The organism is Gibbsiella dentisursi (assembly GCF_039539505.1).
Classification (GTDB): domain Bacteria; phylum Pseudomonadota; class Gammaproteobacteria; order Enterobacterales; family Enterobacteriaceae; genus Gibbsiella; species Gibbsiella quercinecans.
In genome coordinates this window covers 431,379-446,441 of record NZ_BAABDG010000002.1, presented here as the reverse complement: position 1 = coordinate 446,441, position 15,063 = coordinate 431,379, and the positions used below count along the sequence as shown (strand labels likewise).

Sequence of the window (15,063 nt, the reverse complement as noted above, 5' to 3'; positions counted from 1 at the left end):
AAAGTGTGTTTTACTGTGGATACCATTAACGACTGACGTAGGGTTTTATTAACGGGTTAGCAGGCGCGCGTTTGCGGCTTGCCACTGTAGAGCAACATACTCACCGACTTCGGGCACACGGCCCCCCGCAGGCCGCCGAACGGTCAATACGGCGCCACTCTTCAGCTTTATCAATAGGCGTATTTCCGCACCGGCATAGATCTGTTCAATCACTTGCCCGTGCAGGAAGCCGTTGTCGGCAACCAGTTGAATATATTCCGGCCGTATAATCAGGGTGGCCCGATCGCCGGATGCAATATTGCCCCCATATTTAGGCAACGGCAGCGTGCCGTCTGGGGTATGTAATCCCCCATCACTATCCACAACGCCGGTCAGCTTGTTGGATACGCCAATAAAATCGGCGGCGAAAAGCGTTTTAGGGTATTCATAAACGGCCGAGGGCGTATCTATCTGCTCAATACGCCCGGCATTCATCAAGCAGACGCGGTCAGACAAGGCCAGCGCCTCATCCTGATCGTGAGTCACAAAAATAATTGTTGAGCCGGTTTCGCGGTGAATACGTTTAATCTCCACCTGAATACTTTCACGCAGTTTGCGATCCAGCGCCGACAGGGATTCGTCCATCAGTAGAATGGAGGGCTGATAAACCAGGCTACGTGCCAATGCCACCCGCTGCTGCTGCCCGCCGGACAATTCATGGGGAAAACGTTGGCCATGAGCACCCAATCCGACCATTTCAAGGGCATTAACGACTTTGGTTTTTATGGCTCCGCCGGGGATAGCGCGCATCTTTAAAGGAAAGGCGATATTTTCAAACACGCTCATTTGCGGGAACAGCGCGTAGTTTTGAAAAACAACGCCAATATCGCGCTGGTGAGATGGCGTATGCGTTTTGGGTTCGCCGTCAATATAAAGTTCGCCCGCGCTCGGTTCCGTCAGCCCGCTGATTAACTGGAGCAAGGTTGTTTTCCCTGATCCTGACGGGCCTAATAGCGTCATTAATTCGCCGTCACGAACGTCAAGATCAATAGGATGCAGCGCGGTAAAGGCACCATAACGCTTTGATAGCCCCAAAGTACGCATTTTAATTTTTTGCGTAACTGCCGAAGGCTGGGTTATTTGCATGCTAGCCAGTTCAGTCATTCTATAACCTCAGGATCGAGTGACGACTTACCATAAACGTATGGCACCTGCTCCCGGCGGAAAAACATCTCCGCGCACGAGACAAGGCCAACGCTACATGAGATTTAGCACAACAATTTTTTTGTTCGGCGATAAATATCGCCAGAAACAAACAGGCAACGGCGGCATTATTTTCGTATCCGTGATAAAGCACCCGCTATAATGCTTCAGCCACCGGCAGAGAAGCATACCGTTGCCATTATGAAAGATACGTTTCCACCAGGCGTGAAAAATAACTCGCCCCAATCGGTAATAACGCATCATTGAAATCATAATTTGCATTATGCAGCTCACAGGCGCCCGGAGAATGATCATTCTTGCCACTGCCGGCCATGCCATTGCCGATAAAGGCAAAACACCCTTTAACTTCATTAAGCATAAAAGAGAAATCTTCCGCCGCCGTTGTCGGTTCTATATCCGTGATGACGTTATCCTGGCCGACAACGTTATTTGCCACTTGTTGTGCAAATAATGCCATATCCGAATTATTTATCACCGGCGGATAATAAGGTGTAAATTCGAAATCTGCCTGGCAGCCGTAAGCTTGTGCCGTAAACTGGACGATTTCCTGCATTTTTTCGGCGATAATATCGGTAATCCCCGTATCATACGTACGCACAGTACCATGAAAGAACAGGCTGGATGGCAAGGCATTTAGCGTATCGCCGCCGTGAATCTCAGTGACGGAAACCACCACGCTCTGTAACGGGGAAACCATCCGGCTCGCAATACTCTGCAGCGCAACGATGATATGCGAGCTTGCCAGTATCACGTCATGACTCTTATGCGGCATGGCCGCATGGCCGCCTTTGCCAGTGACGACCACTTTAAAGATGCTTGATGACGCCATCATCGGGCCTGGCCTTACGGCTATCGCCCCTGCCGGCAGCCCGGGCCAATTGTGCACGCCAAAAATCGCATCCACAGGGAAACGTTTAAAAAGGCCGTCCTCAATCATAGTTCTGGCCCCCCAACCTTTTTCCTCTGCCGGCTGGAAAATAAAGTGCACGGTGCCGTCAAAATTTTTCGTCTTGGAAAGATAACGCGCCGCTCCCAGCAACATCGCCATATGGCCATCATGCCCGCAGGCATGCATCGCCCCCGCGACCTGTGATCGCCAAGGGAATGCATTCAATTCATTTATCGGCAGTGCGTCCATATCAGCCCTCAGGCCAATCGCACGTGGGCTATTCCCCGCCTTTAACGTTCCCACGATGCCGCTAATGCCAATGCCTTCGGTCACCGAAATGCCCCATTCGGCCAGATAGCCCGCGATCATCGCCGTCGTTTTGGGGAGCTCAAACCCCAGTTCAGGGTGACGATGCAAATCCCTTCTGATTTTTATAAAAAGCGCTTCTTCTTGCGCTATGATGCCCGGTACGTTCACGTTTGCCTCCCGCTTAAGTCAAAAGCGCCGTTAGCCTTATTTCATCTCGAAGTTAAAATATTTTTTGGCGAGCTTAGGGTATTCATCGCTGGTTTTAATGGCAGTTATCGCTTGGTTGAACGTGTCTTTTAATTGCAAATCGCTTTTACGAAACGCCAGGCCCACGCCTTTACCAAAATATTTTTCATCCGATAATGTTGGGCTGGCTATCATAAAATCTTTCCCCTGCGGGGTATTGAGGAAAGCGGAAGTAGCCGTTGCGGCATTAGTAAAGGTGGCATCAAGACGGTTATTCTCCAGATCCAGATAGACCTGTTCCTGGCTTTGATAAGAAACAACATTAATGCCTTTTGGCGCCCAGAACTTTAAGGCGTAGCTTTCTTGTATTGTTCCCTGAGTAACGCCAACGTTTGCGCCAGCTTTAATGTTCTCAGGCGTTATTTTATTTGATTTCCTGACAACCAGCGCGCTGGGGATGTTATACAGCGGAACAGAAAAATCAACCTGTTTTTCCCTCTCGGCGGTAATCGCCATAGCAGAAAGAATAATGTCTATTTTCTTCGCCTGTAATGCGGGGATAATCCCATCAAAACTTATTTCTTTCCATTTACATTCAACGTTTGCCTGTTTACACAATTTCTCGCCAAGATCATAGTCGAATCCAGAATATGAACCATCAGGGAGTTTAAACTCAAAAGGCGCATAGGTTGGATCAAAGCCGATGGTCACCGTTTGGGCATAAAGGTTGTAACTTGCTGAAAAACAGAGCGCGAAAAGAGCTACGCGTTTTATATTTTTAAACATAATATCCGCTCAGTATATAATTGATAACCGTGATCTCATCGTGATAATTTTACTTATCGTTGACAGGCTCTCTTCCATTTGACCAAATCACCGGGAACAGCGGGTGATCCATTGGCGCCCCGGCGGGCAGCTCATCAGCCAGGCCGGGAAATTCCGGCGATGTTCTCCAGGGCCTTGGCGCATGGGTAACATCATCGCCAAGGAAACGCAGCGAGAATGCTCTTCTACGGGAATTGGCGCCGACGCCGCCTGAGGCGTGCAGAGTAAGCATATGGAAAAACAATACGTCTCCTGGCTCCAGCTCCCAGCCAAGGATATTCCATTTTGAGCGGTCCGCTTCTATATCCGGTAACTCCGCCAGGCTCCCCTCTGGAAACCAGCTCGCATGGTTGTCTCTGAAGGTTCTGGGCATTAACCATGGCCCTTTGTGCGAGCCGGCAATAAACTCCAGCGTTGATGCTCTTGAAACGGGATCCACCGGCATCCACATGCTACAGTTCATTTGCCCCTCGATGTTATAGTAGGGCTGATCTTGGTGCCATGGCGTTTTCTGTTGGGTTTTAGCCTCCTTGACCAATAGATGATCGTGGTAAAAACGCACTTGCTGGCTTTGCATCAGCTGTGCGGCGACAGAGGCCACGCCGGAGGTGAGAATAAAATCTTTATAGTATGAGTTCTGGTTCCAGTTGCAGAAGTCTTCAAAAAACTTGCCCGGATCCTCTTTGTTACTCGCAATCTTCGCGCGTTCGCTGGGCTGTTCAAGGTTTAGCTGAATACCTTTCTCGATTTTTTCAACCTGCTCCCTGGAGAATAAGTTTCGGATACACACAGCGCCATGCAACTGAAAATCATCCACCGTTTTTTGCGGTACAGTCATCTGCTTCATACACACCCTGCTGGAAATTTTTTTACTATTCACCTTCACGCACATCGTCATGCAGGCAACCATCCGCCAACATAACCCCACAATAAGTAACAATGAACTTACATGTATATACATGCATTAACCATGCCATAACACCAGGGGCGTCTGTTGCCCGCGCTGGCGCGGTAAAAAGGCCGGGTGGGCGAAAAATGCCACTGCTTTGCACTCTTTTAGTGACGCATTGCACTATTAACTATGCAATTAATGTCGCGTCGCTACGGGCAAGCCGGCAGCACCCGCCGGTTGCATCAACGGGTGAGCAAATGATTGCAGGGCATCACGATTGGAAGGAAATACGTATAAAAAAGCCACCCGATGGGTGGCTTACAGAAGGTTACGTTGCGGCTCAGTCGCCCAATACGGTTTTGATGGCGTCGCCAATATCAGCCAGGCTGCGCACGGTTTTCACCCCCGCCGCTTCCAGCGCCGCGAATTTTTCATCCGCCGTGCCTTTACCGCCGGCAATGATCGCGCCCGCGTGGCCCATACGTTTGCCCTTAGGCGCGGTGACGCCGGCGATATAGCCAACCACAGGCTTGGTCACGTGCGCCTTGATGTACGCCGCGGCGTCTTCTTCCGCGCTGCCACCGATTTCACCGATCATCACAATGGCTTCAGTTTGCGGATCTTCCTGGAACAGTTTCAGGATATCGATGAAATTGGAGCCAGGGATAGGATCGCCGCCGATACCAACGCAGGTAGACTGCCCCAGACCCACATCGGTGGTTTGTTTCACCGCTTCATAGGTCAGGGTACCGGAGCGGGAAACAATGCCCACCTTGCCCGGCAGGTGAATATGGCCCGGCATGATACCGATTTTACATTCGCCTGGGGTGATAACGCCCGGGCAGTTCGGGCCGATCATCCGTACACCGGCTTCGTCCAGCTTCACTTTAACGGTCAGCATATCCAGCGTTGGGATACCTTCCGTAATGGTGATGATCAGTTTGATACCGGCATCAATCGCTTCCAGAATGGAATCTTTGCAGAACGGGGCCGGCACGTAGATCACCGATGCCGTAGCGCCGGTGGCTTCTACCGCTTCGCGTACGGTATTAAATACCGGCAACCCCAAATGGGTAGTGCCGCCTTTGCCCGGCGTCACGCCGCCGACCATTTTCGTACCGTAAGCGATAGCCTGTTCGGAGTGGAAGGTGCCCTGGCTACCGGTAAAACCCTGGCAAATAACTTTGGTGTTCTTATCGATTAAAATGGACATTATTCCCCCTCCACTGCCGCAACAACTTGCTGAGCCGCATCTGTCAGGCTGATCGCAGCAATGATGTTCAAACCGCTGTCCGCCAGTTTTTTGGCGCCCAATTCGGCATTGTTACCTTCCAGGCGCACCACCACAGGGACGCTCACGCCCACCTCGGCCACCGCGCCAATGATACCGTCGGCGATCAGATCGCAGCGCACGATACCACCAAAAATGTTCACCAGAACCGCCTTCACCTTGTCGTCAGACAGGATGATTTTAAACGCCTCGGTAACGCGTTCTTTGGTTGCGCCGCCGCCCACGTCAAGGAAGTTGGCCGGCTCACCGCCGTGCAGTTTGACGATGTCCATGGTGCCCATCGCCAGCCCGGCGCCGTTCACCATACAGCCGATGTTTCCGTCCAGGGCGACATAGTTCAGCTCCCACTGGGACGCACGGGATTCGCGCTCATCTTCCTGCGAAATATCATGCATTTCACGCAGTTCTGGCTGGCGGAACAGCGCATTGCCGTCAACGCCCAGCTTGCCGTCCAGGCAGATCAAATCGCCCTGTTTGGTGATCACCAGCGGGTTGATTTCAACCAGTGCCAGATCGCGCTCCAGGAACAACTTCGCCAATCCCATGAAAATTTTGCTGAACTGGCTAACCTGTTTCCCCGACAGCCCCAATTTGAATGCCAGTTCGCGGCCCTGATAAGGCTGCGGCCCGGTCAGCGGATCGATACTCATCTTGTGGATCAATTCAGGGGTGTGCTCGGCAACCTTCTCGATTTCCACACCGCCTTCGGTAGAGGCCATGAAGACCACGCGGCGGCTACTGCGATCCACCACCGCCCCCAGATACAGTTCCTTGTCGATATCGGTGGCCGCTTCTACCAGGATCTGGTTAACCGGCTGGCCCAGCTCATCCGTCTGGTAGGTCACCAGGCGTTTGCCCAGCCATTGTTCAGCAAAAGCACGAATCTCTTCCTTACTGTTCACTACCTTGACGCCGCCCGATTTACCACGGCCGCCCGCATGCACCTGGCATTTGACCACCCACGGACCACTGCCGATTTTGGAAGCGGCTTCTTCTGCTTCACGCGGCGTCGTGCAGGCGTAACCGGCGGGAGCCGGCAAGCCATACCGAGCAAACAGCTGTTTTGCCTGATATTCGTGTAAGTTCATGATATTCAATCCGTTCTGTCTGAAAGTTTTAGCCGGGCCACGATTGCGAAAACCGCATGACTTATCGGCCACAGAGTACCGTAAAGGCACGATACCGCGCGCCATGTGTCTCCCCGCCGTATTCGGGTATGGCTGCCATCATAGACCAGCACACACGGCCAACACCTTATGCTGAGTCAAATAGCCGCCCGGCAAGCGCAGGGCGGCAATGGCCTGGTACTAGACGTCCAGCAGCAGGCGAGTCGGATCTTCCAGCATCTCTTTGACCGCCACCAAATAACCGACGGACTCACGCCCGTCGATCAGCCGGTGATCGTAAGAGAGAGCCAGATACATCATCGGCAGGATCACCACCTGGCCGTTTACCGCCATCGGCCGGTCCTTGATCGCGTGCATCCCCAAAATGGCGCTTTGCGGCGGGTTGATGATAGGCGTCGACATCAGTGAACCGAACACGCCGCCGTTGGTGATGGTGAAGTTACCGCCGGTCAGTTCTTCCACTTTCAACTTGCCGTCGCGGCCTTTCACCGCCAGCTCTTTAATTTTTTTCTCAATGTCCGCCATGCTGAGGCTGTCCACGTCGCGCAGAACCGGAGTCACCAGACCGCGCGGCGTCGATACCGCAATGCTGACATCAAAGTAATTGTGATAAACCACATCATCGCCATCAATGGAAGCATTCACTTCCGGATAGCGTTTCAATGCTTCAACCACCGCCTTGATGTAGAAGGACATGAAGCCCAGGCGCACGCCGTGGCGCTTTTCAAACGCTTCGCCGTACTGTTTGCGCAGATCCATGATCGGCTTCATGTTGATTTCATTGAAGGTCGTCAACATGGCCGTGCTGTTTTTGGCTTCCAGCAGGCGTTCCGCCACGCGTTTGCGCAGGCGGGTCATCGGCACGCGTTTTTCACTGCGGCCGTTCAACGCCGCAGGCTGAGGCGCCGCTTCGGCCGCCGGCGCAGCGGCAGGCTGCTGAGCGGGTTTCGCCGCGTTGGCCAGATGCGCTTCCACATCTTCACGGGTGATACGGCCACCCACGCCGCTGCCTTTAATGGCGCTGGCATCGAGTTCATGTTCAGCAATCAGGCGGCGAATCGCCGGGCTTAATGCGTCATTGCTCTCTTCTTCCAGGCTGGCGGTGGCACGCTGGGCCGGCGTGGCTTCTTTGCTTTGGCTTTTCTCTGCCGTCGGCTTGCCGGAGTTGTCGCCCTGGCGAATGCGGCCGAGGATCTGCCGGGAAGTCACCGTGGCGCCTTCATCTTCCAGAATGGCATCAAGCACGCCCGCTTCGCTGGCCGGCACTTCCAGCACCACTTTGTCGGTTTCAATCTCAACCAGGACTTCGTCACGCTGAACGCTATCGCCCGGTTTTTTATGCCAGGTGGCAACCGAGGCATCGGCAACCGATTCAGGAAGGTCAGGAACCAGAATATCTACGCTACTCATTAGCTTTCCCTTAATTTTTAATCAATATTCAGCGCGTCATTCACCAGAGCCTGTTGCTGCTTCTGGTGCACGGACATATAACCCACCGCCGGCGAGGCGGAGGCTGGCCGCCCGGCGTAACGTAAAGAGGCCCCGAACGGGATCACTTCACGGAAATTATGCTGGCTGCAATACCAGGCCCCCTGGTTCAACGGCTCTTCCTGGCACCAGACAAAATCATGCACATGGGCGTATTTTTCCAGCACCGCTTGAACCGCCTGATGCGGGAACGGATACAGTTGCTCGATACGCACAATCGCCACATCCTGCTGCTCATTCTTACGGCGCTGTTCCAGCAGGTCGTAATACACCTTGCCGGCGCACAGCACGACGCGCTTCACCGCTTTCGGATCCAGATCATCGATCTCGCCAATCGCCGGCTGGAAGGCGCCGTTGGCCAACTCGTCCAGCGAAGAAGTCGCCAGCGGGTGGCGCAGCAGAGATTTGGGCGACATCACCACCAGCGGGCGGCGCATACCGCGCAGCGCCTGGCGGCGCAGCATGTGGTAAACCTGCGCCGGCGTCGACGGAATGCACACCTGCATATTCTGTTCAGCACACAGTTGCAGATAACGCTCCAGGCGGGCGGAGGAGTGTTCCGGCCCCTGCCCTTCATAGCCATGCGGCAGCAGCATCACCAGGCCGCACATACGGCCCCATTTTTGCTCGCCGGAGCTGATGAACTGATCGATCACCACCTGGGCGCCGTTGGCGAAGTCACCAAACTGCGCTTCCCAAATCGTCAAGGTGCGCGGTTCGGCGGTGGCATAGCCATATTCGAACGCCAGCACCGCCTCTTCAGACAGCACGGAATCCCACACCTTGAACTCGCCCTGCCCGCTGTGGATATTGGCCAACGGCACGTAGACCGAACCATCTTTCTGGTTATGCACCACGGCGTGGCGGTGGAAGAACGTCCCGCGGCCGGAGTCTTCGCCGGAAATACGGATTGGGATACCTTCATCCACCAGCGTCGCATACGCCAACGTTTCGGCCCCGCCCCAGTCAAACAACTTGTTGCCCGCGGCCATCTCGGCGCGATCGCCGTAGATTTTCGCCACGCGGGATTGCATTTCGACCCCATCCGGCACACGGCTGATACGGCGCGCCAGCTCCTGCAGGCGTTTCATATCCACTTTGCTTGGATATTCTTCGTCCCATTCATGGTTCAGATAAGGCGACCAGGTGAAAGAATGAAGATTCATCGGGCGCCATGAATCCACAACGCACTCACCGTCATCGAGCGCATCACGGTACAGATTGACCATTTCCGTGGCATCTTCCAGGCTGGCGATATTCTGCTCTGTCAGTTTGTCAGCATAGAGCTTGCGCGGCGTTGGGTGTTTCTTGATCTTTTGATACATCAACGGCTGAGTGGCACTCGGCTCATCCGCTTCGTTATGGCCATGACGGCGGTAACAGACCAGATCGATCATCACGTCACGTTTGAAGGTGTTACGGAAATCCAACGCTATCCGGGTCACGAAGGCAACGGCTTCCGGATCGTCTGCGTTCACATGGAAAATCGGCGCCTGCACCATTTTAGCGATATCAGTGCAATACTCGGTGGAACGTGCATCATGCGGGTTGGAGGTGGTGAAACCCACCTGGTTGTTAATCACGATACGCACCGTACCGCCAACCTCATAGCCGCGGGCCTGCGACATGTTCAGGGTTTCCTGAATAACGCCCTGGCCGGTAATGGCGGCATCACCATGGATAGTGATCGGCAACACCATGTTGCTGTGCGCTTCATCAAGACGATCGCGGCGGGCGCGTACCGAGCCCATTACCACCGGGCTGACGATTTCCAGGTGCGAGGGGTTAAACGCCAGCGCCAGGTGAACCATGCCGCCTTCGGTTTCCACGTCGGACGAATAGCCCTGGTGATATTTCACATCGCCAGTGCCCAGGTGTTCTTTATGCTTACCGGCAAACTCGTCGAACAAATCAGCCGGCTTCTTACCCAGCACATTGATCAGCACGTTCAGGCGGCCGCGGTGGGCCATGCCCAGCACCACTTCACGCGTGCCATTATTGCCGGCATGGCGCACCATCTCTTTCAGCATCGGCACCAGCGCATCGCCGCCTTCCAGCGAGAAGCGCTTCGCGCCGGGGAATTTGGCCCCCAGATAGCGTTCCAGCCCTTCGGCCGCCGTCAGCTCTTGCAGAAAACGGCGCTTCTCCTCGTTGCTGAAGCTGGCCTGGCCGACCACCGATTCAATACGCTGCTGGATCCAGCGTTTTTCGTCGGTATTGGTGATGTGCATGTATTCAGCGCCGATCGAACCGCAATAGGTTTGTTTCAGCGCGGCATACAAATCGCTCAGCCGCATGGTTTCTCTGCCAATGGCGAAAGACCCCACGTTAAAGGTTTCCTGGAAATCGGCTTCGGTCAGATTGTGGTAGGCAGGATCCAGATCCGGCACCCGTTCCTGTTGCCATAAGCCGAGCGGATCCAGATTGGCATGCTGATGCCCGCGAAAGCGGAATGCGTTGATTAATTGCAGCACCTTGACCTGTTTGGCATCGGTCTGCGGATCGCTGATGGTTGAGTGATAACGTGCGCTATCTTTCGCCAGGCGGCGGAAATACTCGCGCGTTTGGGAATGGAGCTGATCGGGTGTGGCTCTTACGGTAGGAAGCTGCTGAAAGATAGAACGCCAGCTATCCTCAACGGAGCCCGGATCGGTTAGAAAATCTTCATAGAGCTGCTCTATGTAGGACTGGTTCGCGCCCGCCAGATAGGAGGAATCCAGCCAGGCCTTCATTGCGCCGTTCTGCATTATGATCCCTTAAGCTTTAAAGCTTCAGTTTTCGCCGTGGTTAACATGGTTACCGTGAAAAAGACGGTTTGCCGTAAAACGGTTCACTCGCCGTACCTGCGGCCTTATCCTGAACTCGTCACAACCGCGTTATTATTGCAAACAAACTGGGCCAGGCCAGCGCACAAACGCGATACCGCACGTTTAAATGCCCTTTCCGGCGCCGACTGGCGAAAATATGCTCAGGCGCGCCGTTCCCGATTGCCAAAAATAACCGCTTGCCGAATTCAAGCCCCACGTACGTTTTATTCCGGGCCTCGCGGCCCATTACAAGGAACATCTAAAAACCGAGGAAAAACAAGGTTTGCCAGCATGGCAATCACCATCGGTTTTTAGGCGCTTCCTGCCCGGCGATGAGGCCGGGGAAGCCCCCGGCACAGCATCTTGTACTCTTTAAGCGCTACGCTGCAGCAACATTGACTTGATATGGCCAATTGCACGCGTTGGATTAAGGCCTTTGGGACATACACTGACACAATTCATAATGCTATGGCAGCGGAAAACACTAAAAGCATCGTTCAGATCATCTAAACGTTCTGCCGTTTCGGTATCGCGGCTGTCGATCAGGAAGCGGTATGCCGCCAGCAGCCCCGCCGGCCCAACGAACTTGTCAGGATTCCACCAGAACGACGGGCACGAGGTTGAACAGCAGGCGCACAGAATGCATTCATACAAACCATCCAGCTTAGCGCGCTGCTCCGGCGATTGCAGATGTTCGCGCGCCGGTGGATTTTTACCATCATTCAATAAGTAAGGCTTAATCTTTTCATACTGGGTATAGAACTGCCCCATGTCCACCACCAGATCGCGGATCACCGGCAATCCCGGCAGCGGCCGGATCACGATCTTGTTATTGCCTTTGCGCAGCGCAGATACCGGGGTGATACAGGCCAGGCCGTTTTTGCCGTTCATATTCAGCCCGTCGGAGCCGCAGACCCCTTCACGGCAGGAACGGCGAAACGCCAGGGTCGGATCCTTTTCTTTCAGTTGGATCAGCGCATCCAACAGCATCATATCCCGGCCTTCTTCCGCTTCCAGCGTATAATCCTGCATATGCGGCGCATCATCAACATCCGGGTTATAGCGATAGATTGAAAATTCGAGTTTCATTTATCCCTTCTCCGCAATTAATAAGAACGCACTTTTGGCGGGAATGCCGGGCGCAGCGTCGGCTGCATATTCACGCTACGGCGCGTCATGCTTTCCGACTGCGGCAGATACAGCGAATGGCACAGCCAATTAGCGTCATCCCGATCCGGGTAGTCAAAGCGGCTGTGGGCACCGCGACTTTCCGTGCGATAGTTGGCCGATACGGCAGTGGAAAACGCCGTCTCCATCAGGTTATCCAACTCCAGGCATTCAATGCGCTGGGTATTGAACTCCGTTGAGGTATCGTCCAAACGCGCGTTCTTCAGGCGCTCGCGGATCACTTTCAACTCTTCCAACCCTTTGGCCATCGCGTCGCCTTCGCGGAACACCGAGAAATTGTGCTGCATGCAGGATTGCAGCGCCTTGCGGATTTCAACCGGATCTTCACCGCTGCGGTTATTGTTCCAGCGGTTAAGGCGCTCCAGCGAGGCCTCAACGTCGGAATCGCTGGCGTCACGGCTGGCGCCCTGTTCTTCCAGGGATTCCTGCAGATGCAGGCCGGCGGAACGGCCGAAGACCACCAGATCGAGCAGAGAATTGCCGCCAAGCCGGTTGGCGCCGTGTACCGACACGCAGGCAATTTCGCCCACGGCGAATAGCCCCGGGATCACCACGTCCTCCCCCTGCTCGTTCACCGTCAGTGCCTGGCCGGTCACCTTGGTTGGAATGCCACCCATCATATAGTGGCAGGTCGGAATCACCGGGATCGGCTCTTTGACCGGATCGACATGGGCAAAGGTGCGCGACAGCTCGAGGATCCCCGGTAAGCGCGATTCCAACACGTCTTTACCCAGATGATCGAGCTTCAGCTTGGCGTGCGGGCCCCACGGGCCGTCGCAGCCGCGGCCTTCACGGATTTCGATCATGATCGAACGGGCCACCACATCACGGCCCGCCAGGTCTTTGGCATTCGGCGCGTAGCGCTCCATGAAGCGCTCGCCATGTTTGTTCAGCAGGTAGCCGCCTTCGCCACGGCAGCCTTCTGTCACCAGAACCCCCGCGCCGGCAATACCGGTTGGGTGGAACTGCCACATTTCCATATCCTGCACCGGCACCCCGGCGCGCAACGCCATCCCCACGCCGTCGCCGGTATTGATGTGCGCATTGGTGGTGGACTGATAAATACGCCCGGCGCCGCCGGTCGCCAGCACGGTGGCCTTGGCTTTGAAATAGACCACTTCGCCGGTTTCAATACAGATAGCGGTGGTGCCCACCACGGCGCCATCCTGGTTTTTCACCAGATCCAGCGCATACCATTCGGAGAAAATCGTAGTGTGATTTTTCAGATTCTGCTGGTAAAGGGTGTGCAGCAGCGCATGGCCGGTGCGGTCGGCAGCGGCGGCCGTGCGGGCCGCCTGCTCGCCGCCGAAGTTCTTCGACTGGCCGCCAAACGGCCGCTGATAAATACGGCCGTCATCAAGACGGGAAAACGGCAACCCCATGTGTTCAAGCTCAAGAATGGCTTCAGGGCCGGTTTTGCACATGTATTCGATGGCGTCCTGATCGCCGATATAATCAGAGCCTTTCACCGTGTCATACATGTGCCATTCCCAGTTATCTTCATGGGTGTTGCCAAGCGCGACGGTAATGCCGCCCTGAGCGGACACGGTATGGGAACGGGTTGGAAATACTTTTGACAGCAGGGCACAGGTTGAGCCCGCCTGGGAAATCTGCAGTGCCGCGCGCATCCCCGCGCCGCCGGCACCGATAACAACAGCATCAAACTCTCTGACTGGCAGCTTCATTTACGCACCCCACACGACAATGGTTCCATACAATAAATAGACCACCAGCGCGACCACGATCGCCAATTGCAGCACCAGGCGCACCGCCAGCGGTTTGATATAATCCGTTAACACCTGCCACATCCCAATCCAGGCGTGAACCAGAATGGAAAGCAATGCCAGCAGGGTAAAAACTTTCGTGATGGAAGTGGCGAAGAAAGCCCGCCAGATGTCATAGGTAATGTCAGGCGCAGTGGCGACAAAACCCAGAAGATAAAGAACATACAGGGTGATAACGATGGCGGAGGCACGCAGTAATAACCAGTCATGCACGCCGTTGCGTCCTAATGCAGAAACATTGCTTACCATACCAAGACTCCCGCCAGAATTGACAACACGGCGGTCAATACGAACGCCACCTGGGCAGAACGTTTACCCGCGGCCAAACTCTCTTCGATATAGCCAAAATCCATTAGCAAATGGCGAATGCCACCGCAAATGTGATAAGCCAGCGCCGTCAGGATCCCCCAAAAAATAAATTTCGCGAAGAAACTATTCATGATGGCTGTAGCTTGCAGAAACCCGTCCTGGGAAGAGAGAGACAGGCCTAACAGCCAGAGGAGAATGCCCACGGCAACGAAGGTGATTACGCCAGAGACTCGGTGTAAAATGGAAGCTATTGCAGTTACGGGAAACCGGATCGTTTGCAGATCCAGATTAACAGGTCTTTGTTTTTTCACGATTTTGCCCACACAGCTCTTATTATTTTCCTTCCTCCGGCCTGGGCGGGGATCAGACAGCGTTAAGAGCCGAAAAAAACCCTCACACGTCACGCGCTCAAACATCAACATCCTATGTGCTTAAACGGCGCGTTGTTATAACGCTGGGTGCTCCTACTTCAGGGTAAACCCGGAGACCTGGCGGCAGTATAGGATGATCACAATCCTATTACAATTCCCACACAATCTCTTTGGTGACATTTCCGCTGAACAGTGATTTGGATCACTTTTTTCACAAAAAACATAAAACAAATCATATCATTTGACAAAATATCAACATTTGAATTACATATACAACGCAAACACGCCTATGATAGACGAACGACCAGTAGATACACTTCCCCCTACGCCCAAGTTATGCAACAGTGTATCTTGCTGAAACTCCTTCAATCCGTGTGGTTACACCGCCCAGAGC

12 protein-coding genes are annotated in these 15,063 nt (G+C 54.1%); all 12 read right to left on the bottom strand.

The window, feature by feature from the left end; genetic code table 11:
- Positions 1-48: 48 nt before the first annotated feature.
- Positions 49-1,143 carry an ABC transporter ATP-binding protein gene (locus ABFX35_RS02470; protein ID WP_346078973.1) on the bottom strand — a complete coding sequence of 365 codons (1,095 nt, stop codon included), beginning with the start codon at positions 1,141-1,143 and terminating at the stop codon, positions 49-51.
- Between the two features lie 238 nt (positions 1,144-1,381).
- Positions 1,382-2,569 carry a M20 aminoacylase family protein gene (locus tag ABFX35_RS02465; RefSeq protein WP_346078971.1) on the bottom strand — a complete coding sequence of 396 codons (1,188 nt, stop codon included), beginning with the start codon at positions 2,567-2,569 and terminating at the stop codon, positions 1,382-1,384.
- Between the two features lie 36 nt (positions 2,570-2,605).
- Positions 2,606-3,373: a transporter substrate-binding domain-containing protein gene (locus ABFX35_RS02460; RefSeq protein ID WP_346078969.1), complete on the bottom strand. Its 768-nt coding sequence runs from the start codon at positions 3,371-3,373 to the stop codon at positions 2,606-2,608.
- Positions 3,374-3,422: 49 nt separating this feature from the next.
- Positions 3,423-4,259 carry a phytanoyl-CoA dioxygenase family protein gene (locus ABFX35_RS02455; RefSeq protein WP_346078967.1) on the bottom strand — a complete coding sequence of 279 codons (837 nt, stop codon included), beginning with the start codon at positions 4,257-4,259 and terminating at the stop codon, positions 3,423-3,425.
- A 385-nt stretch (positions 4,260-4,644) separates the two neighbouring features.
- Positions 4,645-5,517 (bottom strand): succinate--CoA ligase subunit alpha, encoded by an 873-nt coding sequence (gene sucD / locus ABFX35_RS02450; RefSeq protein ID WP_346078965.1) that lies wholly within the window; start codon positions 5,515-5,517, stop codon positions 4,645-4,647.
- Positions 5,517-6,683 (bottom strand): ADP-forming succinate--CoA ligase subunit beta, encoded by a 1,167-nt coding sequence (gene sucC, locus ABFX35_RS02445; protein ID WP_279026415.1) that lies wholly within the window; start codon positions 6,681-6,683, stop codon positions 5,517-5,519. Before sucC ends, sucD begins: the two co-directional genes overlap by 1 nt.
- Positions 6,684-6,902: 219 nt before the next feature.
- Complete coding sequence (gene odhB / locus ABFX35_RS02440) at positions 6,903-8,132, bottom strand: 2-oxoglutarate dehydrogenase complex dihydrolipoyllysine-residue succinyltransferase (RefSeq protein ID WP_279026413.1); 1,230 nt, start codon at positions 8,130-8,132, stop codon at positions 6,903-6,905.
- A 17-nt stretch (positions 8,133-8,149) separates the two neighbouring features.
- Positions 8,150-10,957: a 2-oxoglutarate dehydrogenase E1 component gene (gene sucA / locus ABFX35_RS02435; RefSeq protein ID WP_279026412.1), complete on the bottom strand. Its 2,808-nt coding sequence runs from the start codon at positions 10,955-10,957 to the stop codon at positions 8,150-8,152.
- Between the two features lie 432 nt (positions 10,958-11,389).
- Entirely contained in the window at positions 11,390-12,106 is a 717-nt protein-coding gene (locus ABFX35_RS02430) for a succinate dehydrogenase iron-sulfur subunit (protein ID WP_121525267.1), read from the bottom strand.
- 17 nt (positions 12,107-12,123) lie between these two features.
- A complete protein-coding gene (gene sdhA, locus ABFX35_RS02425) occupies positions 12,124-13,890 on the bottom strand; it encodes a succinate dehydrogenase flavoprotein subunit (RefSeq protein ID WP_346078961.1) in 1,767 nt (588 codons plus the stop codon).
- On the bottom strand, positions 13,891-14,238 hold the full coding sequence (gene sdhD, locus ABFX35_RS02420; protein ID WP_279026406.1) for a succinate dehydrogenase membrane anchor subunit: 348 nt from the start codon (positions 14,236-14,238) through the stop codon (positions 13,891-13,893).
- Positions 14,232-14,621, bottom strand: coding sequence for a succinate dehydrogenase cytochrome b556 subunit (gene sdhC / locus ABFX35_RS02415; protein WP_095848928.1), 390 nt, complete (start codon positions 14,619-14,621; stop codon positions 14,232-14,234). Before sdhC ends, sdhD begins: the two co-directional genes overlap by 7 nt.
- Positions 14,622-15,063: the final 442 nt, after the last annotated feature.